At 72.0% G+C, this 19,088-nt stretch carries 19 protein-coding genes, 1 tRNA gene and 1 riboswitch; of the genes, 7 read left to right on the top strand and 13 right to left on the bottom strand.

Annotation, left to right across the window (positions count from 1 at the left end; translation table 11 throughout):
• Nucleotides 1–298: 298 nt before the first annotated feature.
• Nucleotides 299–1,591, bottom strand: a complete 1,293-nt coding sequence (locus GTW08_RS14960; protein ID WP_073575746.1) for an NAD(P)/FAD-dependent oxidoreductase — start codon at nucleotides 1,589–1,591, stop codon at nucleotides 299–301.
• 538 nt (nucleotides 1,592–2,129) lie between these two features.
• Between GTW08_RS14960 and GTW08_RS32515 the strand changes: the two genes are divergently transcribed.
• The 3 genes from GTW08_RS32515 to GTW08_RS14945 all read left to right on the top strand — a co-directional run bounded on the left by GTW08_RS32515 (nucleotide 2,130) and on the right by GTW08_RS14945 (nucleotide 5,078).
• Nucleotides 2,130–3,116 carry a DUF418 domain-containing protein gene (locus GTW08_RS32515; protein ID WP_202417190.1) on the top strand — a complete coding sequence of 329 codons (987 nt, stop codon included), beginning with the start codon at nucleotides 2,130–2,132 and terminating at the stop codon, nucleotides 3,114–3,116.
• Between the two features lie 109 nt (nucleotides 3,117–3,225).
• Complete coding sequence (locus tag GTW08_RS31860) at nucleotides 3,226–4,068, top strand: CPBP family intramembrane glutamic endopeptidase (protein ID WP_083658638.1); 843 nt, start codon at nucleotides 3,226–3,228, stop codon at nucleotides 4,066–4,068.
• On the top strand, nucleotides 4,065–5,078 hold the full coding sequence (locus tag GTW08_RS14945) for a YdcF family protein (RefSeq protein WP_073575743.1): 1,014 nt from the start codon (nucleotides 4,065–4,067) through the stop codon (nucleotides 5,076–5,078). The genes GTW08_RS31860 and GTW08_RS14945 overlap by 4 nt, the downstream gene beginning before the upstream one ends.
• 7 nt (nucleotides 5,079–5,085) lie before the next feature.
• Here the strand turns inward: GTW08_RS14945 and GTW08_RS14940 are convergent, their stop codons facing one another.
• On the bottom strand, nucleotides 5,086–5,724 hold the full coding sequence (locus tag GTW08_RS14940) for a LysE family transporter (protein WP_161152087.1): 639 nt from the start codon (nucleotides 5,722–5,724) through the stop codon (nucleotides 5,086–5,088).
• Nucleotides 5,725–5,848: 124 nt separating this feature from the next.
• Nucleotides 5,849–5,915, top strand: a riboswitch (guanidine-III (ykkC-III) riboswitch).
• 19 nt (nucleotides 5,916–5,934) lie between these two features.
• Between GTW08_RS14940 and GTW08_RS14935 the strand changes: the two genes are divergently transcribed.
• Complete coding sequence (locus tag GTW08_RS14935; protein WP_060713653.1) at nucleotides 5,935–6,249, top strand: DMT family transporter; 315 nt, start codon at nucleotides 5,935–5,937, stop codon at nucleotides 6,247–6,249.
• Nucleotides 6,250–6,312: 63 nt separating this feature from the next.
• Here GTW08_RS14935 and GTW08_RS14930 read toward each other — a convergent pair whose 3' ends face one another.
• The 10 genes from GTW08_RS14930 to GTW08_RS14885 all read right to left on the bottom strand — a co-directional run bounded on the left by GTW08_RS14930 (nucleotide 6,313) and on the right by GTW08_RS14885 (nucleotide 15,331).
• Entirely contained in the window at nucleotides 6,313–6,630 is a 318-nt protein-coding gene (locus GTW08_RS14930) for a hypothetical protein (RefSeq protein WP_073575740.1), read from the bottom strand.
• Nucleotides 6,631–6,713: 83 nt separating this feature from the next.
• Nucleotides 6,714–7,184, bottom strand: coding sequence for a (2Fe-2S)-binding protein (locus tag GTW08_RS14925; RefSeq protein WP_073575739.1), 471 nt, complete (start codon nucleotides 7,182–7,184; stop codon nucleotides 6,714–6,716).
• Nucleotides 7,185–7,194: 10 nt separating this feature from the next.
• Complete coding sequence (locus GTW08_RS14920) at nucleotides 7,195–9,546, bottom strand: xanthine dehydrogenase family protein molybdopterin-binding subunit (protein WP_073575737.1); 2,352 nt, start codon at nucleotides 9,544–9,546, stop codon at nucleotides 7,195–7,197.
• Nucleotides 9,547–9,931: 385 nt separating this feature from the next.
• Entirely contained in the window at nucleotides 9,932–10,402 is a 471-nt protein-coding gene (locus GTW08_RS14915) for a (2Fe-2S)-binding protein (RefSeq protein ID WP_073575736.1), read from the bottom strand.
• 10 nt (nucleotides 10,403–10,412) lie between these two features.
• Nucleotides 10,413–12,737 (bottom strand): molybdopterin cofactor-binding domain-containing protein, encoded by a 2,325-nt coding sequence (locus tag GTW08_RS14910; RefSeq protein ID WP_073575734.1) that lies wholly within the window; start codon nucleotides 12,735–12,737, stop codon nucleotides 10,413–10,415.
• A 250-nt stretch (nucleotides 12,738–12,987) separates the two neighbouring features.
• Nucleotides 12,988–13,374: a hypothetical protein gene (locus GTW08_RS14905; protein ID WP_073575732.1), complete on the bottom strand. Its 387-nt coding sequence runs from the start codon at nucleotides 13,372–13,374 to the stop codon at nucleotides 12,988–12,990.
• Between the two features lie 112 nt (nucleotides 13,375–13,486).
• Nucleotides 13,487–14,110: a maleylpyruvate isomerase family mycothiol-dependent enzyme gene (locus GTW08_RS14900; RefSeq protein ID WP_073575731.1), complete on the bottom strand. Its 624-nt coding sequence runs from the start codon at nucleotides 14,108–14,110 to the stop codon at nucleotides 13,487–13,489.
• Nucleotides 14,111–14,234: 124 nt separating this feature from the next.
• Nucleotides 14,235–14,319 (bottom strand) — tRNA-Ser (locus tag GTW08_RS14895).
• A 21-nt stretch (nucleotides 14,320–14,340) separates the two neighbouring features.
• The gene (locus GTW08_RS14890; RefSeq protein WP_083658636.1) at nucleotides 14,341–14,814 is read right to left on the bottom strand and encodes a nucleoside deaminase; all 474 of its coding nucleotides are present in this window, start codon (nucleotides 14,812–14,814) and stop codon (nucleotides 14,341–14,343) included.
• Between the two features lies 1 nt (nucleotide 14,815).
• Nucleotides 14,816–15,331 (bottom strand): tRNA adenosine deaminase-associated protein, encoded by a 516-nt coding sequence (locus GTW08_RS14885; RefSeq protein WP_174525539.1) that lies wholly within the window; start codon nucleotides 15,329–15,331, stop codon nucleotides 14,816–14,818.
• A gap of 109 nt (nucleotides 15,332–15,440) precedes the next feature.
• Between GTW08_RS14885 and GTW08_RS14880 the strand changes: the two genes are divergently transcribed.
• Nucleotides 15,441–16,652: a M20 metallopeptidase family protein gene (locus tag GTW08_RS14880; protein WP_073575730.1), complete on the top strand. Its 1,212-nt coding sequence runs from the start codon at nucleotides 15,441–15,443 to the stop codon at nucleotides 16,650–16,652.
• Between the two features lie 64 nt (nucleotides 16,653–16,716).
• On the opposite strand, the gene GTW08_RS14875 is transcribed toward GTW08_RS14880, so the two are convergent.
• A complete protein-coding gene (locus GTW08_RS14875; protein ID WP_157818417.1) occupies nucleotides 16,717–16,866 on the bottom strand; it encodes a hypothetical protein in 150 nt (49 codons plus the stop codon).
• Between the two features lie 380 nt (nucleotides 16,867–17,246).
• Here GTW08_RS14875 and GTW08_RS14870 point away from each other — a divergent pair, with 380 nt between their 5' ends.
• Nucleotides 17,247–18,596, top strand: coding sequence for an MFS transporter (locus tag GTW08_RS14870; RefSeq protein WP_083658671.1), 1,350 nt, complete (start codon nucleotides 17,247–17,249; stop codon nucleotides 18,594–18,596).
• A 42-nt stretch (nucleotides 18,597–18,638) separates the two neighbouring features.
• Nucleotides 18,639–19,088: amidase family protein (locus GTW08_RS14865; RefSeq protein WP_346009913.1), on the top strand; the 450-nt coding region annotated here is incomplete at its 3' end.

The following is a 19,088-nucleotide window of genomic DNA, read 5'->3' as shown; positions in this document are numbered from 1 at the left end:
GCGGCGTCCGGCTACGGAGGAGGACCGGCGTCACCGACCACCACCAGCCGATGCCGGGTGACCCAGGCGATGACCGGGACCGGGACCGGGACCGGGTCGGGCTCGGAGCCCGCCCGGTCGGGCCACCACGTCCCGTCGCCGGACCGGTGCGAGGGTGCCTCCGGCGTCGCGGCGCGATGGCTGAGCCGCCCTTGCCCCCCGCCCCCACGACGAGTAGGGCGGCCGGTACGAGGGACGGGGGAGGAACTGAGCACACCCCGCACCGGCAGTCACCTCCCTGATGACCGCCGAGCGCCGCCTATGCGCCGAGGTGGTCCGTGATCCGCTCGGCCGCCTGCTGTCCGCTACGAATGGCTCCGTCGACCCACGGTGCGGTCATGTGGTCCCCGGCCAGGTCCACGTTTCCGGCGGGCAGAACCGCACGTGCGGCGGCGAGACGACGAACGGTGCCCGGGCCGAAGGTGGGGGTGTAGGGCTGGTGCCGCATCACGACGCGGTCGGTGACCTGCCCGACGACCTCGGGGTGGTACTTCTCGACGTCGACCTGAAGACGGTCGGCCAGCTCGGTGTCGTCGAGGTCCTCCGCACGTGCCGGACGGGCCGCGGTGACGAGCAGCAGACCACCCTCCTCGGCCCAGCTGTTGGCGAGGTAGATGCCGCCCATCGTCGCCTGTCCGACCTCGGGGGTAGTGACGACCTCCATCCCGACGGGGCGGCCCTGCGCGGTCAGTGAGATCGCCTCGCGGGTGCGGAGGTAGACGTAGTCGATGCGCGAGTAGGGGATCGTCAGGTGGGCCGCGACCGGCGCCGGTGCCTGCGTCCAGATGCGGGCCGTGACGTCGGCCGGGCAGGCCAGCACGGCGCGTCGCGCGGTGATCTGCTCGCCGCGGGCGTGGACCACGACGCCGTCGCCGGTGTCCTCGACCTGGTCGACCGGTGTGTCGTGGCGGACGTCGAGTCCCTGGGCGAGCGTCGTGACAAGGCGGTCGGCGCCGCCGGCGATCTCGCGGAGCTGGCCGGAGAAGACATGGAGCTGCAGGGCAAGCATCGCCGCCGACAGCTGGTCGCTGGTGACGCCCCAGAGGAACTCGTGCGGAGCTGCGGTGAACCAGCCTCCCGCGGTGGGGGTGAGCCCGTCGGTGACCGCACGCGAGTCCCGCCCGGCGAAGGAGACCAGGTCGCCGAGGTCCTTCGGTCGCGACACCAGGATCGGGCCGGCGGCCTTGAGCACGGAGACCTTGTCCCTGACTGACAGTGCGGAGGTCCGCAGCGGGCCGGGGACCGAGCCGTAGTCGACGTGATGCCACGTGCCGCCGCGTCGCAGCGCGGTGTGGAACCCGGTCGGGATCGCGACCGTCTCCCCGTCGAGACCGACCTCCCGGAGGAGCTGCGCCATCGCGCGGTAGCCGTGGGTGTGGAAGATGCCGCCGTGCTCCAACCGAAGACCGGGGCGTCGCTCGGTGCGGATGCGGCCGCCGGTGTGGCTCTCGGCCTCCAGCACCACGACGGACAGCCCTCGGGCGGTCAAGGTCCGCGCGGCGACCACTCCGGCCATACCCGCACCCACAACTACGACATCGACGTCGGCCATGGATCGAGACGGTAGGGACGTGCGAACCGCCTGCCGTCCCGCGCCGGGGGGAGACATGTACCCACATCTGCGCGGTGGCCCGCGGGATGCTGCCGAGCACAGATCCGCCGAGTACGTGCCGAAGTGCCGACCGGACCGCCCTTCGGACTGAGGTCTCCGCAGGTCGACGGGGTCGCCCGGCCGGCGTGACTCCCCTCGACAGGATCTGGTCCAGCGTCACCGACCACCACCCGTCGATGTGCCGGGTGACCCACGCGATCGTCGGGACGGGGACCGGGGCGGGTTCGGAGTCCGCCCAGTCGGGCCGCCACGTCCCGTCGCCGGACGGGTGCACCGTCCAGCGGACGCGCGCCGGCCGCCACAGGGTCTGTCAGGTCGAACTGCCACCGTCGTAGCGCGACACGGGATGCCGACATCGCCCGGGCCTGGCATCACACGGTCCCGGCCGAAAGTACGACGCCCCGCAGGCGGAACCGGCCTCCGGGCCGATCCGCGAGCTCTGCACGGCCGCCACGCTGAACCGGTGCAGCGAACAGACGTGAGCGTTCCCCCGGATCCGACGACCACCGCGCCCGGCCGGGTCGACGCCCTCGACGCCCTCCGCGGGCTGGCCCTGTGCGGGATCCTGCTCGTCAACATGCCCGCGATCGCCGGGCTGCCGCCCGCCGCGGGGTCCTGGAGCGGCACCCTGCCGCAGTGGCTGGAGCTCACCGCGCACCAGCGCTTCTTCCCGCTGTTCTCGTTTCTGTTCGGGCTCGGCACCGCCCTGTTCCTGGACGCGGCCGCCCGGCGGACCACCCGGCCACGGCTCGTGCTGCTGCGCCGGCTGCTCGTGCTCGGCGTGCTCGGCGCCGCGCACCATCTCCTGCAGCCCGGTGAGGCGCTGCTCCCGTACGCGATCGTCGGCGTCGTCGTCCTCCTCCCGGCCTCCTGGCTACCGCGGCCGGTGATCGCGCTCGGCGGCGCGGCCGCGACGGGCGTGGCGCTCGCGTTCACCAGCGGCGGGCTCCTCCTCGTGCCCGGCCTGTTCCTGCTCGGTCTCGCCGCCGCCCGCTACGGCCTGCACCACCGGATGGCGGCGCCGAACCGGGCCGTGTGGACGGCCGTGCTGGCCGGGGCCGTCGTCGTCGCGGTGCCGCTGCTCAGCATCCAGGTCGACACGATCGAGCACAGCGGGTTCGACCGGGTGTCCTCGACCGCCGGGCTCGCCGTGGCCGTCGGGTACGCGAGCGCACTGGTGCTGCTGACGGCGTCCCGGTTCGGGCCGTGGGCGTCGTCCGTGCTCGCCCCGCTCGGCCGGCTCGCATTGACGAACTACCTCACGGCGACGCTGATGGTCGTGCTGCTGACCACGGCCCCGGCGTTCTCCGGCCCGGGCGGGTACCGCGCCCTGCTCCCGCTCGCCGCCGCGATCCTGGTGGTCCAGGTCGTCGCGAGCCGCTGGTGGCTGCGGCGCTTCCGGTACGGGCCGGTGGAGTGGTTGTGGCGCAGCATCGTCTGGTGGTCACCCGCTCGGATGAGATGAGCCGACGGCGGTCACACGGACGTGCGGACCTCTCGTCGGACCGGTGGACGAATCGCCATGATCGGACACTCACGGCTCGGGCACGCAGTCGTCGCGGCGAGGAGGACCGATGACCGGCCAGGACGACGGACAGGGTGTGGACGGCCGCTGGGGGCGCGCGGCGGTGGCGACGGCCGTCGTCGTGGCGGCGGTGTTCGCAGGCCAGTTCCTCTGGACGGCGGTGCGTCCACCGGCGCCCCCGTCGGACGGGATGCGGTTGTGGCAGGCGACCGAGCTGATCGTCCCCTTCGGTGTGTCGCTGGTCCTGCTCGTGCTGTGGCTGCGGCTGCGGGAGAGCCGGGGGCTGTCGGATCTCGGGGTCCCCGTCCGCCGGCGGGCCCGGGCGGTGCTCGGTGCGGGACTGCTGGCGCTGCTGGTCCTCGCGGTGGCCTCCGTCGCCGGTGCGCTCGCCGCCGGCGACGACGGCGGCGGCGGCGGACCGACACCGGAGGGAGCCACCGCGCTCCCGGGAGTGCTCGCCGTCGTGCTCGTGCTCGCCGCCACCGCGCTCCAGTCCTCGACCGAGGAGCTGCTGTTCCGCGGCTACCTGCTCGGCGCGGTGCGCACAGGATTCGGCAGCGGCGCCGCCGTCGCGTTCAGCTCCGTCGTGTTCGGTCTGTGCCACTCGTTCAACTCGGGCGCGACCGTCGTCTACGTGGCGACGACCGTCGCGCTGGGCGCCCTGCTGGGGGTCATCTCGCTCGGCCGGGGCGGGCTGTGGGCCGCATGCTCCTTCCACACCGTGTGGGACGTGGTGCAGAACATCCAGGCCGACCCGACCGCCCCGGCCCGGGACACCGGGTCGACCGCGGTCGACGTCGCGGTCCTGTTCGCGATCGTGTGCTGCGTGGTCGTCGCGGTGTGGCTCCGTCGCCGTCGCCCCGCCCCGCAACGCCCGCAGGTGGCCCGGTGACGGTTGCCGGAGTCCTGTCGGCCCTGGCCGCACTGTCGGCGACGCTGTGCGTCGTCGGCGTGCTCGTCGAACGGCGGCGGTTCCGCAACGCCGTGGCCGGTGGGACGACGGTGGTCCTGCTCCTGATGGCGTCGATCGCCGCGATCCCCCGGGTCGACGTCGGCGTCGTCGACCTCGTGACGGCGCTGGTCGCGGCGCTGCTCATCGTGTTCGTGCTCGTGCTGACGGGGTTCCTGCTCGTCAACGGCGTCGTGATGATGCGGCGGGAGGGGCGTCGGCCGGCGAACCTGCTGTCGCTGCTCGCGGGTCTGGCCTGTCTCGCGGTCGTGGTCCTCGTCCCGCTCACGCTGCAGCTCGAGAACCGGTTCCTGACCACGGTCACCTACGTGACGCTGCTGCTCGCGGCCCACCTCGGCCTCCTGCTGTGCAGCCTGCTGGCCTACTCCTTCGTCTACGGGCGGATGGAGGTCCGACCCGGGGTCGACTTCGTCGTGGTGCTCGGGTCGGGTCTCATCCGGGGTGCGGTGCCGCCGCTGCTCGCCGCCCGTCTGGACCGCGGAGTGGCGCTGTGGGTCCAGGAGCGGGAGCGGGGCGGGGACCCGATGCTGGTGACCTCCGGTGGGCGCGGTCCCGACGAGCCGGTCGCCGAGGCCGTCGCGATGGCCGACTACCTCGTGGCCCGCGGTGTGCCGTCGGAGAGGATCCTGCGGGAGGACCGGTCGAGGACGACGCGGGAGAACCTCGTGTTCAGCCGGGCGCTGATGACCGAGCGGGCGCCCGACCACCGGTGCGCCGTCGTCACCAACAACTTCCACGCCTTCCGGGCCGCGCTCACCGCCCGCCGGGCCGGGGTGAACGGCCAGGTCGTCGGTTCGCCGACCGCCCGCTACTACTGGCCCAGCGCCACCCTGCGCGAGTTCGTCGCGATCCTCGCCGAGCACCCGGTCCTGAACGGCACGATCTGCCTCGCACTGGTCGTCCTCGGGGTCCTGGTCGGCCTCGACCGGTAGCCGCCGGCTACTGCGACGACCCCGTCGCCGCCACCCCGACGCCGAGCCCGATCATCGCGAGCCCACCGGCACCGCCGACGGCCGCGATCCGCCTCGGCGACGACGCGAACCAGGCCCGGGCCGATCCGGCGGCGAGGGCCCACACGCTGTCGAGCACCAGACCGATGGCGACGAAGAACGCCCCCAGCAGCAGGATCTGCGTGACGATCGGCCCGCGGGCGTCGACGAACTGGGGCAGGAACGCCACGAAGAAGACGACGGACTTCGGGTTCAGCACGCCGACCACCAGACCGTCGACGACGCTGCGGGCCGGACCCACCTGCCGGGCGTCACCGGCCGAGCGCTGCATCGCGCGGACGACGTCGTGCCGGTGCCGGAACGCCGTGATCCCCAGGTACACCAGATAGGCGGCGCCCACCAGCTTCAGGACGGTGAACGCCGCGGCGGACTGGGCGACGAGGTGCCCGAGGCCCACCGCCACCGCGACCACCTGCAGGAAGACGCCGACGGCGTTGCCGACGACCGTCGCCAGCGCGGCGGACCGGCCGGCCGCGAGCGCGCGGCCGACGGTGAACACGACGCTGGGTCCGGGGATGACGATGACGACCGCCGCGGCGGCGGCGAACGCGAGGAGTCGATGGTCCACGGCGGAAGCGTCCGCCGGCCGGCCTCCGGTGTCGAGCCCGTTCCCGATCAGCGTCGGGGCGGTGCGCGGCGGTCCGACCGGTCACCATCACTCGACCCGGGCCCGGCGGTCCGCCATCCTGGTACCGGACCGCCCACCCGGCGGCTCCCCGGACGAGACGCGCCGTACCCGGAACGCCAAGACGACGCATCCTTCCGGGAGGAGCTCGTCATGGCATGGATCTACCTCGTGGTCTCCGGTGTGCTGGAGACGGTGTGGGCCGCGGCGCTGTCGCAGAGCCGCGGGTTCAGCAGGCTCGGCCCGTCGCTGCTGTTCGCGGGCGCGCTGGCCCTGAGCATGGGCGGGCTGGCCCTGGCGTTGCGCGACCTGCCGGTCGGCACCGCGTACGCCGTGTGGGTGGGCATCGGCGCGGTCGGCACCGCGCTCTACGGCATGGCCGCCCTCGGGGAGCCGGCGACGACGGCGCGGCTGTTGTGTCTGCTGGCGATCGTCGCCGGTGTGGTGGGGCTGAAGGTCCTGCACTGAGGCTGGAGACGACGGCGGGGCCGGACCTCGTGAGAGGTGCCGGCCCCGCCGCCTGGGAGCCCCTTACTCGAAGGGTCCGTCCTTCAGCAGCCCACCGACGGGACCCTCGACGAAGCGGGGGTCGGCCTGCGGGATCTCGGTGTCGGTGCCGTTGACTCCGTCCGGCCGGTTGTTCGGCGAGAAGGTGTCCGCGGCGTCGAGGAAGCTGTAGCCGAACGTGTCGGAGGTCTCGAGCACGGCGTCGAGGCCCTGCGTCGGGCTCTGGGTGCTCGGGTAGCCGTGGTCGCGGTCCTCGTCGGCCGCGGCGATGCCGGCCAGCGGGAACGCCACGGCGCCGAGGGCGCCGACGGCGATCAGTGAGCGGCGCATCCGGTTCTTCATCGAATCCGTCCTTCGGTTGGGGAGCAGGCCGTTCACACTAACGGCCCAGTGCGGTACGGCGTACGGAGCACGCCGCACCGGCGTCACATGTTGTCGGCGCCGGCCTTGATCGCCTCGCGGATGCGGTTGTAGGTGCCGCACCGGCAGATGTTGCGGATCTCGTCCAGGGCGTCGTCGTCGATCGAGCGGCCCTCGGCCGCACACCGCTTGACCAGGTCGATCGCGGCCATGATCTGACCAGGCTGGCAGTAGCCGCACTGCGCGACGTCGTTGTCGATCCAGGCCTGCTGCATCGGGTGCAGCTCCTCGCCCTTCGCGATCCCCTCGATGGTGGTGATCTCGTCGGACTCGGAGATGGCGCCGACCGGCACCGAGCAGGGGTTGAACGCCTTGCCGTTGATGTGGCTGGTGCAGGCCTTGCAGACGTTGATCCCGCAGCCGTACTTCGGACCGGTCACCCCGAGCAGGTCGCGCAGGACCCACAGGACCCGGACGTCGTCCTCGACGTCGACGGTGACCTTCTCGCCGTTGACCGTGAAGGTGTGGGAAGGCATGTCAGTCTCCTCAGCGGACGAAGTCGAGGCCGTTGGTCGGCGACGGCGGGACGGGCGGGACGGTCGGGTACGGCTCGAACGGCAGCGGCTCGTTGTGCAGGATCGGGAACTCGGTCGGGACCTTCCCGGTCGCCCGGGCGTAGGCGTTCGCGATCGCGCCGCAGGTGGCCGCCACGCCGAACTCGCCGGCGCCGCCGGGCTCCGGGGCCTCGGAGTCCTCGATGAGCACGATGTTCATCTCCGGCGGGGTGTTCCACTGCCGGGTGTAGAAGTAGTTGTCCCAGCTGGCCTCGACGAAGTGACCGTCGACCAGGTGCAGGCCTGAGGTCAACGTCATCGCGATGCCGTCGTTGATCCCGCCCATCATCTGGGCCTCGAGACCACGCGGGTTGATGATCAGGCCGACGTCGACGACGTAGGTGACCTTGGTGACGCGCGGGCCGGTGCGAGCGGAACGGATCTTCCGGTTCACCGTCTCGGGGCGGCAGTCCAGCTCGACGACGGCGCAGGCCACGCCCTTGTACTCGACGTGCATCGCGATGCCCTGGGCGGTGCCCTCCGGCATCGACTTGCCCCAGTCCGCCTCCTGCGCGGCCCGGTCGACGACGTTCTTCCAGCGGGTCAGCTTGGTGAACTCCGAACGGAACTCGTACGGGTCCTTGCCCATCTTCGCCGCGACCTGGTCGATCATCAGCTCGCGCGCCGTGGCCGTGTCGGGCGAGTAGATGTTGCGCATCGAGCAGGTGTTGAAGCGCATGTCGACCTCGTTGAGCAGCGAGGTGGCAGCGCCGACGTTGTACGGGTTGGTCTGCGTCGTCAGGTAGATGCTCTGCGAGATCGTGTAGTTGCCGCCCGGAGCCTTGTTCGCCGCGGCGGTGATCGCCTCGGACAGGCCGGGGTTGATCTCGGTGGCGACGCTGGTGTGGCGGATCTCGAAGCTCGAGACGCTCTCCCCGGAGACCTGCGCCCGGACCCGGGTGGTGGCCATCGGGTGCGTGCGGCCCTGGCGGGAGTCGTCGGAGCGGGTCCACATGAGCTTGACCGGCTTGCCGAACGCCTGCGAGCACTCGGCGGCCTCCTCGAGACCGTCGAAGAACAGCCGGCGGCCGAACGAGCCGCCGCCCTCGGTGACGTGCACGGTGACCGCGTTCTGCGCGATCCCGAGCTTCTTGGCGATCTCGGCCTGCGCGGCGATCGGCGACTTGGACGGTCCCCAGATCTCGGCCGAGCCGTCGCGGACGTCGGCGATGGCGCAGTTGGTCTCCAGCGCGGAGTTGCTGCGGAAGTAGAACGTGAAGTCGCCCTCGACGGTCTCACCCGGCACCTGGGGCACGGCCAGCGGCAGCTCGCCACGGCGCAGGGCCGCCAGCACGGACTCGTCGTTCTCGCCCTCGACCGTGCCGCCGTCCCAGTCGACACGCAGCGCGTTGACCGCGTCGACGGCCTGCCCGAACGTCTTCGCGCGGACCGCCACGCCGGTCGGGACCTGCTCGACGTCGGTGACGCCGGGCATGTTCCGGACCTCGTCGATGTTGCGCACACCCTGCGGGGCCGAGTTGATGTTCGGGCCGCGGCAGATGACGGTCGGCAGCGCGTCCGGGATCTGCAGGTCGGCGAGGAACTTCTTCTTCCCTGTCACCATGGCGCGTGCGTCGGACTTGGTCCGCGGCGTGCCGATGACGGTGAACTCCTCGCGGTCCTTCAGGACGACGTCGACGGCCTCGTTCACCGCGCTGGAGGCCATCTCGGTGAGCTCCCCGAAGGGCAGCTGCTCGCCGTTGTTGCCGGTGATGAGCCCCTGACGGCTGCGCAGCACGTTCACGTCCTGGCGCAGCTCGTTCGCGGCCGCGTCGAGCAGCCGCTTCTGCGCGAGCGCCGCCGCGACCCGGATCGGGGTGTAGGTGGAGAACGTGGTCGTCGAGCCGCCGGTGAGCTGGTTGAACACCAGTTCCGGGCGGGCGTCGGCCAGGGTGACGATCACCTGGTCGGGGTCGAGGTTCATCTCCTCCGCGATGATCATCTGCGTCGAGGTGATGATGCCCTGGCCGTTGTCCGACCGCGGCAGCGCGAACGAGACGGTGCCGTCGCGGTTGACCTCGATGCGGATGAGGTTGGCGGTCGGGCGCGCCGAGTCGCGGATGACGTCGAGCAGGTCGTAGAGCTCGGCGGGCAGGGGCGGCGACGGGATCGCGGCCGCGTTGGCCTGCGGGACGCCCGGGAAGTAGGTCTGGCGCCCGATCTCGGCCGCGACCACCAGCGTGGGGGCGGCGACCAGGTAGCCGAGGAACCGTCGGCGGCTGACGTTCTTGCGGTCGTCTCCGGACGCCGGGCGCTCGGGGGCGGTGGCGCTGTGAGCGGGCATCGTTGTCCTCTCGGAATGTGCTGCGGTGCGCGCCCGATGCGACGTCCGGTGCGGGGAGCGGGGGACGACTGCGGGGCTTTCGGTCGATCAACGACGTGCCTGATTCGACGGATACGCGTCGGTACGCGTGGCACACGTAGAGGGAAATCCGCTGGTCGGACTGTCGGAGATCCAATGATTCGCAGGTCAACGACCTGGCGCTCAGGGTCCCCTTACCCGCAGATGCGGATGACTTGCCGCCACAAGTTCCGCAGGATGGGGTTGCTCTCCCGGCGAACAGACCACTCGTACGGGTGATCCAGTGGAGAGGGCCCGAACCTGGACCGGGTCTCGGCCGAAGGGGCTGCGCCCGCCGCCCGGGTCCCGGTGCGGCGGGCGCGCGCCGTCACATGGTGTCGGCGCCGGCCTTGATCGCCTCGCGGATGCGGTTGTAGGTCCCGCACCGGCAGATGTTGCGGATCTCGTCCAGGGCGTCGTCGTCGATCGAGCGGCCCTCGGCCGCACACCGCTTGACCAGGTCGATCGCGGCCATGATCTGACCAGGCTGGCAGTAGCCGCACTGCGCGACGTCGTTGTCGATCCAGGCCTGCTGCATCGGATGCAGCTCCTCGCCCTTCGCCAGACCCTCGATCGTCGTGATCTCGTCCGACTCCGAGAGGGCGCCCACCGGCACCGAGCACGGGTTGAACGCCTTGCCGTTGATGTGGCTGGTGCAGGCCTTGCAGACGTTGATCCCGCAGCCGTACTTCGGTCCCGTCACGCCCAGCAGATCCCGCAGGACCCACAGGACCCGGACGTCGTCCTCGACGTCGACGGTGACCTTCTCACCGTTGACCGTGAAGGTGTGGGAAGGCATGTCAGTCTCCTCAGCGGACGAAGTCGAGGCCGTTGGTCGGCGACGGCGGGATCGGCGGCTCGGTCGGGTACGGCTCGAACGGCAGCGGCTCGTGGTGCAGGATCGGGAAGTGGTCCGGCACCCGGCCGGTGGCGCGCGCGTAGGCGTTCGCGATCGCCCCGCAGGTCGGGGCGACGCCGAACTCGCCGGCCCCACCGGGCTCCGGCCGGCCGTTGTCGACCAGGTGGACCTGCAGGTCGAGCGGGGTGTTCCACTGCCGGGTGTAGAAGTAGTTGTCCCAGCTCGCCTCGAGGAAGTGACCGTCGACCAGGTGCAGGCTTGAGGTCAGCGTCATCGCGATCGCGTCGTTGATCCCGCCCATGATCTGTGCCTTGAAGCCGAGCGGGTTGATGACCAGACCGCCGTCGACGGCGAAGACCGCCTTGGTCACCCGCGGGCCGGTCCGCGCCTGGCGGACCTTACGGTCCACGGTCTGCGGGCGGCAGTCGATCTCGACCAGGCAGGCGGCGAAGCCCTTGTACTCGACGTGGAACCCGATCCCCTGCGCCGTGCCGTCGGGCATCGACCGGCCCCAGTCGCCCTCCTCGGCGACCTTGTCGAGCACGGCGCGCATCGCGTCGTTGCGGAGGAACTCGCGGCGGAACTCGTACGAGTCCTTGCCCATCTTCTCCGCGATACGGTCGACGATCAGGTCGCGCGCGGTGCAGACGTCGGGCGAGTACACGTTGCGCATCGAGCCGGTGTTGAACCGCATGTCGACCTCGTTGAGCACCCGGGTCTGGGCGCCGAAGTCGTAGGGCGTGGCCTGGGTCAGCTCCCAGATCGCCTCCGCGACCGAGACCTGGCCCAGCGGCGCCTTCGCGGCGGCCGCGGTGACGGCGTCACCGAAGCCGTGCCCGAAGTCGCAGCTGACACCGGTGTGCCGCTGCTCGAAGCTGACGACGGACTCGCCGGCGACGACCGCCCGGATCCGGGAGGTCGCCATCGGGTGCACCCGGCCCTGGCGGGAGTCGTCGGCGCGCGACCAGATCAGCTTGACCGGCTTGCCGAGCTTCTGGGAGATCTCGGCGGCCTCCTTGGCCGCGTCGCCGAAGAGGCGACGGCCGAACGAGCCGCCGCCCGGGACGATGTGGATGGTGACCGCGTTGACCGGCAGCCCGAGCTGCTCGGCGATGTCGTGCTGCACGGTGATCGGGATCTTCAGCGAGGTCCAGATCTCGCACCGGCCGTCCCGGACGTCGGCGATCGCGGTGTTGGTCTCCAGGGCCGAGCTGCTGCGGAAGTAGAAGGTGAAGTCGCCCTCGACGGTCTCCCCCGGCACCGACGGGACCGCCAGCGGCAGCTCGGCCGCCCGTACCTTCTGCAGCACGGACTCGTCGTTCTCGCCCTCGACGGTGCCCGCGTCCCAGCGCACGCGCAGCGCGTTCGCACCGTCGACGGCCTGGCCGTAGGTGTGTGCCCGCACGGCGACGCCGGTGGCGCACTCGACGACGTCGGTGACGCCCGGCATGGAGCGCACCTCGTCGGCGTTGGCGACCGAGACCGGGGCGCAGTTCAGGTTCGGGCCGCGGCAGATCACCGTCGGCAGCGCGTCGGGGATCTTCATGTCGGCGATGAACTGCTTGCGGCCGGTGACGATGTCGCGGGCCTGCGCGTTGCGCCTGTCGGTCCCGATGACCGTGAACTCCTCGCGCGGCTTGAGCACCACCTCCACCGAGCGGGTGGCGTCGACGGCCGCGGCCTCGGTGAGCTCCCCGAACGGGATCGCGCTGCCCCCGGCGCCAGTGATGAGCCCCGCGCGGCTGGTGAGGGTGCCCACGTCCTGCTGGAGGAGGGCGGCGGCCGCGTCGAGCAGCCGGCCCTTCGCGATCGCCGCGGCGACCCGGATCGGGGTGTAGGTCGAGAACGTCGTGCTGGAGCCACCGGTGAGCTGGTTGAAGACCAGCTCGGGACGCGAGTCGGCCAAGGTGACCGTCACCTGGTCCGGGTCGAGGTCCATCTCCTCGGCGATGATCATCGCGGTCGAGGTGATGATCCCCTGCCCGTTGTCCGACCGCGGGAGCTGGAACGACACCGTGCCGTCCCGGTTCACCTCCACCCGGATCAGGGCCGAGGTCGGCCGGGAGGAGTCGCGGACGGCGTCGAGCAGGTCGTAGGCGTCGGCCACCTGGGGCGGCGACGGGATCGCGGCGGCCGAGGCCCCCGGCGGGGCGAACAGCTGCTGGCGGCCGACCTCCGCCGCGACGACGAGGGTGGGTGCGGCGACCAGGTAGCCGAGGAATCGGCGACGGCTGACATCGCGGCGTTCGGTGCGTGCACGTGTCGGGGCAGACATCGTTGTCCTCTCCTTCGCTCCGTGGCCCGGGGGGAGCGGCCGGCGGAGTCCGTTGGAGAGCGGAACGAGAGGGCAGTGGTCGTGATGCGCTCGGCGATGTGACCCACGGAACCCACTGAGATCCGCACAACGCCGATAATCGGGCCGAACATACCCGCAGATGCGGATGCGATGTGTCTCACAGGTCCGAATCAGGAGGTTGTGCGCCCGATATTCCGTTCACCTGTTCGAGCGAGCGTCGCTACCAACTTCAGTGGGTACGCCGACCGGCGCGCAGCAGCTTCACGAAGGTCCAGGGCAGGACGACCAGCGCACCCAGGACACCGACGATCCCGGCGACGACGATCGCCCAGTGCCCGGCACCCGGCTCCGGGGTCGCCACGAAGCCGGCGACCAGCACCAGCGCCGGGACGGCCACGATGCCCGGCCACACCAGGGTGCCGAGCCACTTCTCCCCGACCGTCCAGGAGCGACCGGTCCACAGCATCACGACACCGGCGAGCCAGCCGACGACGGGCAGTACGAAGCCGCCGAGCATCAGCATCAGGACGGTGAGGACGGGGTAGGCGTCCGGGTCGCCGGGGCGGGCGGACTCCGGGGTCGCGTGGTCGTGCGGGGTGGTGGTCATCGTGGTCATCTCCAGCTCCTCGTGTCGGGGTGTGCACCCACTGTCGCGCCGGACGAGGGTCGGCCACATCGGAGCCGGGAATGATCCACGCCGTCGGACCACGGTCGGAGACGGGACGCGCTCACTCCGCCCGCGAGAGTGCCTCCACCCCGGGACCGGTGAGCGCGTCGCCCCCCGGCGGCCGGCCCGAGATCGCGAGGAGCAGGGCCAGCGCGGTCCCCCGCACCTCCGGGCCGCTGCCGACCACCAGGCCGGTATCGGTGGCCGACAGGCGGATGCCGGCGACGGTCTCGCGGGCACCCCCGAACGAGGTGGAGGTCCGGATCTGCAGCGCGAGCGCGCCGGCCACCGCCGCGGGGGCGTAGGTCCGGACGATCCCGAGCGGACGACGGACGTCCTCCCCGTGCACGACCATCTCGACCAGCCGGGTCGCGAGCGGGGCCGGCGGCGTGGCGGTCATCGGCACGCACTCCGCGAACCGGCGCAGGGTCTCGTCCGGCGTCGCACCGCGTGCGCGGGCGAGCCCGTGCTCGTTCTGCCGGTCGAAGTCCATGCGCGCCCGCAGCATGCCGACGACGAACCGGCCCCGGGTCGTCCGGGCGGTGTCGACGAGGTGGGCCAGCACGTCGTGGACGGTCCACCCGGGACAGAGCGACGGCGTGTCCCACCGGTCGCCGGACACGTCCCGCAGGTCGGCGACGAGCGCGGCGCGCTCGGAGTGGACGAGCTTCCAGACCTCGGTCACGGTGGTCCTCCCGGGCGTCGAGCGGATGGTCGGCTGCTCCTGGGGACCGCCCGGCGGCCGTGGACTCATCGGCCCGACGACAGAGGGCCGGACCCCCGACTCGGGGATCCGGCCCTCTGACCAGCGGTAGCGGTGGGATTTGAACCCACGGAGGCGTGAACCTCACGCGCTTTCGAGGCGCGCTCCTTCGGCCGCTCGGACACGCTACCGCCGACAAGGTTACAAGAAGCTCAGTCGCGGTCGGTGCACGGGGTCCGGCCGAAGAACTCGCGCATCAGCGCGGCCGCCTCACCTGCGCGGACCCCGCCGACGACCTCGGGCCGGTGCGCGAGCCGCCGGTCGCGCAGCACGTCCCAGAGCGAGCCCGCGGCACCGGTCTTGGGCTCCCACGCCCCGAACACGACGCGCTCGACCCGGGCCAGCCCGATCGCGCCGGCGCACATCGTGCACGGTTCGACGGTCACGGCGAGGGTCGTCCCGGTCAGCCGCCACTCCCCCACGACGGCCGCGGCGGCGCGCAGGGCGAGCACCTCGGCGTGCGCGGTCGGGTCGCCGGTGGCCTCGCGGGCGTTGCAGGCCGCGGCGAGCTCGGTGCCGTCGGCGGCGAACACGACCGCGCCGATCGGGAGGTCCCCGGTTGCCGCGGCATCGCGCGCCACGTCGAGGGCACGGCCCAGCGCGAGCCGATCGGCCGGGCGGAACAACTCAGGAGCCGACGAGCTCGTCCAGCGCGGCGGCGAACCCGCAGCGGCGGGCGATGGTGTCCAGCTGCTCGTCGGGGTACAGCTCGAGGTCGGAGACGAGGATCTCCAGCTCGTCGGCGGGCAGGCCGAGGTCGGCCAGGATGCCGAGGTCGCCCTCCGGCCAGGCGTCGTCGAGGGCGTCGTCGTCCGGGGGGAGCTCGACGCGGAGCAGGTCGAGCACGTCCGCGGCGATGTCGTAGTCCAGCGCGGCGACGGCGTCGGAGATCAGCAGCCGCACCCCGCCCGCGGACGGGCGGAGGAGGACGAAGAACTCGTCGTCGACGTCGAGGAGGCCGAGCACCGCGCCGGTGGAGCGCTGCGCGCGCAGCGCGGTGATCGCCGCGTCGAGGTCCACGAGCGCTTCGGAGTCCAGCCGGACACAGCGCCAACGGCCCTCCTCCCGGATCGCGGCGACCGCGAATCCGGGCAGGGCGGCGCCCCGGGTGTCCGGGGCTGCCTCGACGCTCTGTGTGGCCACGCGTCAACGGTACGTCGCTCCGGGGTTGTGAGTCACGCCACGACCAGGTACGCGTGGTCACACCGGGCCCGCGGGCGCCGGACGGGCTCCGGTCAGCGACGATCGGTCCATGCCCATCACGCCCGCCTCGGTCGCGGGGCTCCCCGGCGGCCTGCTCGAGGCCGCTCGTGTCCTGCAGCCGCGGACGGTCGCGCTGCGCCGGGCGCTGCACCGGGCACCGGAGCTCGGACTGCACCTGCCCCGCACCCGGGACGCGGTCCTGCGGGCCCTCGTCGGGCTGCCGCTGCGGATCCGCACGGGCGGGTCCTGCACCTCGGTGACCGCCGTCCTCGACGGCGACCGTCCCGGGCCGACGGTGCTCCTGCGGGGTGACATGGACGCGCTGCCGCTGCCCGAGGACAGCGGACTGGACTTCGCCTCGGCCACCGACGGCGTCATGCACGCCTGCGGGCACGACACCCACACCGCCATGCTCGCCTCGGCCGCGCGGCTGCTCGCGGACCGGCGGGACCGGATCGCCGGCCGGGTGGTGTTCATGTTCCAGCCGGGCGAGGAGGGGTTCCACGGCGCCCGGCACATGATCGACGAGGGCGTACTCGACGAGGACCCCGAGCTGGCCTACGCCCTGCACATCACCTCGACGGTGCCGACGGGGCAGCTCCACCACCGGCCGGGCCCGATCATGGCGGCCGCGGACGTGCTGCGGGTCCGGGTGACCGGCCGCGGCGGGCACGCCTCGGCCCCGCAGGACGCCTGCGACCCGGTCCCCGCCGCCGCGGCGATGGTCGGCGGCCTGCAGACGCTGCTGACCCGCCGGGTCGGGCCGCAGGAGTCCGCGGTCCTCACGGTGTCCCGGATCGAGGCGGGCACCACCGACAACGTCATCCCGGAGACCGCGGAGCTGACCGGGACACTGCGGACGTTGTCGCAGCCGGTGCGCACGCTGCTGCACCGGGCGGTCACCGAGCACTGCCGGCACACCGCGCTGGCCTACGGCTGCACGGCCGAGGCCGAGATCGTCCCGGGCTACCCCGTCACCCGCAACGACGACCGCGCGACCGCCGGGCTGGTCCGCGTCGCGGAGAAGGTGCTCGGCCGCGGCGCCTGCGTGGCGATGCCGGACCCGCTGATGGGGGCGGAGGACTTCTCCTACGTGCTGGACCGGGTGCCGGGCTCGCTGGCGTTCCTGGGGGCGCGGCCGCCGTCGGTCGACCCGGCCCTCGCCCCGCCGAACCACTCGAACCGGGTGGTGTTCGACGAGGCCGCGTTCCCGGCGGGGGTCGCCGTGTACGCGGGACTCGCCCTGGCCGCGACCGGCTGAGCCCCGCCCGGTACGCGACGGCGCCGCACCCCCTCGTGGGATGCGGCGCCGGGAGCGCGGACGCTCAGACGGTCTCCTCGACCTGCTCGGCCGGGGCCACGCGGCCGTAGCCCTTCCAGGTGCGCTGGGCGTAGGCGGCCAGCGCGGAGGTGACCGCCAGGCCCACCCCCGTGCTCGCGATGATCGACAGGAAGACGGCGTTCGACACAGCCATGACGGCTCCTCCTCACACGGGCACGCGCCGGGTCCGGTGACCGGGTCCGGATGACCCGGGCGGAGTCGCGACGCTTGCGAGTCCCACGGGCGCTGCCTGCGCCCGCCGACCACGGTCCCACGTCGGAAAAGCGCTGTCCCGCCTGCGGAAGTACCGATTCGAATGACTCCGCTCACAGACATGTCGGTGCCTCATCCGGCATGGGGGGCGACGTCTCGTTAACGTCGAGGAGAACTGTTTGACGAAACGGACAGAACGCCACGGATCGACAGTTTCCCGACGAAAGCTTCATCCGTGGCGTGCACTGTCGCCAGGGGGAACGCGTGGACGACACAGCAGAAGGGGCGGTCGACGGCGTCACCGTCACCGATCCCGCGACCATGCGGCGCGCTGTTGCGGCGGCCGCGGTCGGCAATATCACCGAATGGTTCGACTTCGGTGTCTACGGTTATCTGGCCACGACCATCGAGGCCGAATTCTTCCCACCCGGGCCGCTGTCCCAGGTGGCGGTGTTCGCGACGTTCGCGATCGCGTTCTTCTTCCGTCCGCTGGGCGGGCTGTTCTTCGGTCCGCTGGGCGACCGCATCGGCCGGACCAAGGTCCTGTCGATCACGGTCATCCTGATGGCGCTGGGCACGTTCCTGATCGGGCTCATCCCGTCGTACGCCTCGATCGGGCTGGCCGCGCCGATCCTGCTCGTCGCCGCCCGCGTCCTGCAGGGCTTCTCCACCGGCGGTGAGTACGCCGGCGCCATGACCTTCATCGCCGAGTACGCCCCCGACCGTCGTCGCGGGTACTTCGGCAGCTTCCTGGAGCTCGGCACGTTCGTCGGCTACGCACTCGGCGCCACCATCGCCTCGGTGCTGCCGCTGGTCCTCAGCGCCGAGTCCATGTCGAGCTGGGGCTGGCGGATCCCGTTCTTCGTCGCGCTGCCGCTGGGCATCGTCGGGGTGTACCTGCGGGTCAAGCTGGAGGAGACCCCGGCCTTCCAGACCCTGCTCTCGGAGTCCGAGGAGCGCGAGGGCACCCAGGTGAAGGACGGCCTCAAGCTGATCTTCACGAAGTACCTGCCGACCTTCGTCATGGTCGGTGGCGTCGTCGTCGCCTGGAACGTCACGAACTACATGCTGACCAGCTACATGCCGACCTATCTGGAGACCACGGTCGACCAGCACGGCGGCACCTCGATCGACTCCACGACGTCGTCGTGGCTGCAGATCGCGGTGCTGTGGCTGGCGGTGTTCATCATCCCGCTGCTCGGGCGGCTCTCCGACCGCACCGGGCGCAAGCCGATCATGTGGGTCGGCGCGGGCGGGCTGATCGTGCTCGGCATCCCGATGATCCTTCTGATGCAGGACGGGTCGGTGCCCGCGGTGTTCCTCGGCCTGCTGGTCATGGGGCTGCTGCTGATCTGCTTCTCGGCCACCGGGCCGTCGACGCTGCCGGCGCTGTTCCCGACACAGATCCGCTACGGCGGACTGTCGATCGCGTTCAACATCTTCGTGTCGGCGTTCGCCGGGACCGTGTCGCTGGTGATGTCGGCGCTCGTCCTGTCCACGGGCGACCTGCTGTGGCCCGGCTACTACCTGATCGCGGCGGGGGTCATCGGCGTCGTGACGCTGCTGTTCCTCCCCGAGACGGCGAACCGGCCGCTGCGGGACTCGCAGCCGTCGGCGGGGTCGGTGGACGAGGCGCGCGAGATCGCGGCGACGATGCACGCCGCGCGCTGACCACCGGTTGTCGGAGTCGGGGAGCGACGGCACGCTGAGCGCGTGCTGCCGCTCCCCGATCTGTTGCGGGCCCTCGACTCCGGGGAGCTCTCCCCCTCCGAGCACGTCGACGACGTGCTGTCCCGGCTCGTGTCCGACACCACGAACTGCGTGGTCGCCCTCGACGCCGACCGCGCCCGCGAGCGCGCCGCCGAGCTGACCGCGCTGTCCGCCGCGGGACGACGGCTGGGCCCGCTGCACGGCGTCGCCGTCGGGATCAAGGACCTGGTCGACGTCACCGGGCTGCCGACCCGGTGCGGCTCGCGGCTGCTGGCCGACGCCGCCCCCGCCACCGCCGACGCACCGGTGGTGACGATGCTGCGGGCCGCGGGGGCCGTGGTCGTCGCGAAGCTCCACACCCACGAGTTCGCCTACGGCCCCACCGGCGACGTCGCCGCCACCGGCGCGGCCCGCAACCCACACGACCCGGCCCGGATCACGGGCGGCTCGTCG

The organism is Pseudonocardia sp. SID8383 (assembly GCF_009864975.1).
Taxonomy (GTDB): Bacteria; Actinomycetota; Actinomycetes; order Mycobacteriales; family Pseudonocardiaceae; genus Pseudonocardia; species Pseudonocardia alni.
This window is presented reverse-complemented; position numbering and strand designations above follow the sequence as displayed.

What these genes read in the sequence shown, in the direction of transcription:
- GTW08_RS14960 (WP_073575746.1), bottom strand. Translation starts at nt 1,591, where the DNA reads ATGGCCGACGTCGATGTCGTAGTTGTGGGTGCGGGTATGGCCGGAGTG.
- GTW08_RS31860 (WP_083658638.1), top strand. Translation starts at nt 3,226, where the DNA reads ATGACCGGCCAGGACGACGGACAGGGTGTGGACGGCCGCTGGGGGCGC.
- GTW08_RS14935 (WP_060713653.1), top strand. Translation starts at nt 5,935, where the DNA reads ATGGCATGGATCTACCTCGTGGTCTCCGGTGTGCTGGAGACGGTGTGG.
- GTW08_RS14930 (WP_073575740.1), bottom strand. Translation starts at nt 6,630, where the DNA reads ATGAAGAACCGGATGCGCCGCTCACTGATCGCCGTCGGCGCCCTCGGC.
- GTW08_RS14925 (WP_073575739.1), bottom strand. Translation starts at nt 7,184, where the DNA reads ATGCCTTCCCACACCTTCACGGTCAACGGCGAGAAGGTCACCGTCGAC.
- GTW08_RS14920 (WP_073575737.1), bottom strand. Translation starts at nt 9,546, where the DNA reads ATGCCCGCTCACAGCGCCACCGCCCCCGAGCGCCCGGCGTCCGGAGAC.
- GTW08_RS14915 (WP_073575736.1), bottom strand. Translation starts at nt 10,402, where the DNA reads ATGCCTTCCCACACCTTCACGGTCAACGGTGAGAAGGTCACCGTCGAC.
- GTW08_RS14910 (WP_073575734.1), bottom strand. Translation starts at nt 12,737, where the DNA reads ATGTCTGCCCCGACACGTGCACGCACCGAACGCCGCGATGTCAGCCGT.
- GTW08_RS14905 (WP_073575732.1), bottom strand. Translation starts at nt 13,374, where the DNA reads ATGACCACGATGACCACCACCCCGCACGACCACGCGACCCCGGAGTCC.
- GTW08_RS14880 (WP_073575730.1), top strand. Translation starts at nt 15,441, where the DNA reads ATGCCCATCACGCCCGCCTCGGTCGCGGGGCTCCCCGGCGGCCTGCTC.
- GTW08_RS14875 (WP_157818417.1), bottom strand. Translation starts at nt 16,866, where the DNA reads ATGGCTGTGTCGAACGCCGTCTTCCTGTCGATCATCGCGAGCACGGGG.
- GTW08_RS14870 (WP_083658671.1), top strand. Translation starts at nt 17,247, where the DNA reads ATGCGGCGCGCTGTTGCGGCGGCCGCGGTCGGCAATATCACCGAATGG.